Source organism: Pseudomonas sp. HMSC063H08, from assembly GCF_001813645.1.
In the GTDB taxonomy this organism is placed as follows: Bacteria; Pseudomonadota; Gammaproteobacteria; order Pseudomonadales; family Pseudomonadaceae; genus Pseudomonas; species Pseudomonas aeruginosa.
Genome location: NZ_KV813415.1, coordinates 126,949 through 128,262 on the forward strand (window position 1 = coordinate 126,949; position 1,314 = coordinate 128,262).

The following is a 1,314-nucleotide window of genomic DNA, read 5'->3' on the forward strand; positions in this document are numbered from 1 at the left end:
TGATTTCACGAAGCGCACCCGCGTTACATCCGCCTCGCCATAGCGGCGGATGCTGCCATAGGGCTTGTCAGGCTCCAGCAACAAGCCCTTGCGCTGATAGAAACGGATGGTCTCCACATTGACCCCGGCCGCCTTGGCGAAAACGCCAATGGTCAGGTTCTCCAAATTGTTTTCCATATCGCTTGACTCCGTACATGAGTACGGAAGTAAGGTTACGCTATCCAATTTCAATTCGAAAGGACAAGCGCATGTCTGAACCAAAAACCGGGCGCGGCGCGCTCTTCACTGGAGGGCTTGCCGCCATCCTCGCCTCGGCTTGCTGCCTCGGGCCGCTGGTTCTGATCGCCTTGGGGTTCAGCGGCGCTTGGATCGGCAACTTGACGGTGTTGGAACCCTATCGCCCCATCTTTATCGGCGTGGCGCTGGTGGCGTTGTTCTTCGCCTGGCGGCGCATCTACCGGCAGGCAGCGGCCTGCAAACCGGGTGAGGTCTGCGCGATTCCCCAAGTGCGAGCTACTTACAAGCTCATTTTCTGGATCGTGGCCGCGCTGGTTCTGGTCGCGCTCGGATTTCCCTACGTCATGCCATTTTTCTACTGATCGGAGTTCACCATGAAGAAACTGTTTGCCTCCCTCGCCCTCGCCGCCGTTGTTGCCCCCGTCTGGGCCGCCACCCAGACCGTCACGCTGTCCGTACCGGGCATGACCTGCTCCGCCTGCCCGATCACTGTCAAGAAGGCGATTTCCAAGGTCGAAGGCGTCAGCAAAGTTGACGTGACTTTCGAGACACGCCAAGCGGTCGTCACCTTCGACGATGCCAAGACCAGCGTGCAGAAGCTGACCAAGGCAACCGCAGACGCGGGCTATCCGTCCAGCGTCAAGCAGTGAGTCACTGAAAACGGCACCGCAGCACAACGGACGTCATTGTCTGGCGCCACAAACGATAAAGGATCTGTTGCATGACCCATCTAAAAATCACCGGCATGACTTGCGACTCGTGCGCGGCGCACGTCAAGGAAGCGCTGGAAAAAGTGCCAGGCGTGCAGTCGGCGCTGGTGTCCTATCCGAAGGGCACAGCGCAACTCGCCATCGTGCCGGGCACATCGCCGGACGCGCTGACTGCCGCCGTGGCCGGACTGGGCTACAAGGCAACGCTAGCCGATGCGCCACTGGCGGACAACCGCGTCGGACTGCTCGACAAGGTGCGGGGATGGATGGCCGCCGCCGAAAAGCACAGTGGCAACGAGCCCCCGGTGCAGGTAGCGGTCATTGGCAGCGGTGGAGCCGCGATGGCGGCGGCGCTGAAGGCCGTCGA

At 60.9% G+C, this 1,314-nt stretch carries 4 protein-coding genes; 3 read left to right on the forward strand and 1 reads right to left on the reverse strand.

Annotated elements, in window-relative coordinates:
* Nucleotides 1–177: MerR family transcriptional regulator (locus tag HMPREF2924_RS36405; RefSeq protein WP_256567948.1), on the reverse strand; the 177-nt coding region annotated here is incomplete at its 3' end.
* A 71-nt stretch (nucleotides 178–248) separates the two neighbouring features.
* Here HMPREF2924_RS36405 and merT point away from each other — a divergent pair.
* The 3 genes from merT to HMPREF2924_RS36410 form a co-directional block, all read left to right on the forward strand.
* Nucleotides 249–599, forward strand: a complete 351-nt coding sequence (merT, locus tag HMPREF2924_RS10595; RefSeq protein WP_070700471.1) for a mercuric ion transporter MerT — start codon at nucleotides 249–251, stop codon at nucleotides 597–599.
* 12 nt (nucleotides 600–611) lie between these two features.
* Nucleotides 612–887: a mercury resistance system periplasmic binding protein MerP gene (gene merP / locus HMPREF2924_RS10600; RefSeq protein WP_003131987.1), complete on the forward strand. Its 276-nt coding sequence runs from the start codon at nucleotides 612–614 to the stop codon at nucleotides 885–887.
* 71 nt (nucleotides 888–958) lie between these two features.
* A partial coding sequence (locus HMPREF2924_RS36410; protein WP_256567946.1) for a cation transporter occupies nucleotides 959–1,314 on the forward strand: 356 nt, incomplete at its 3' end.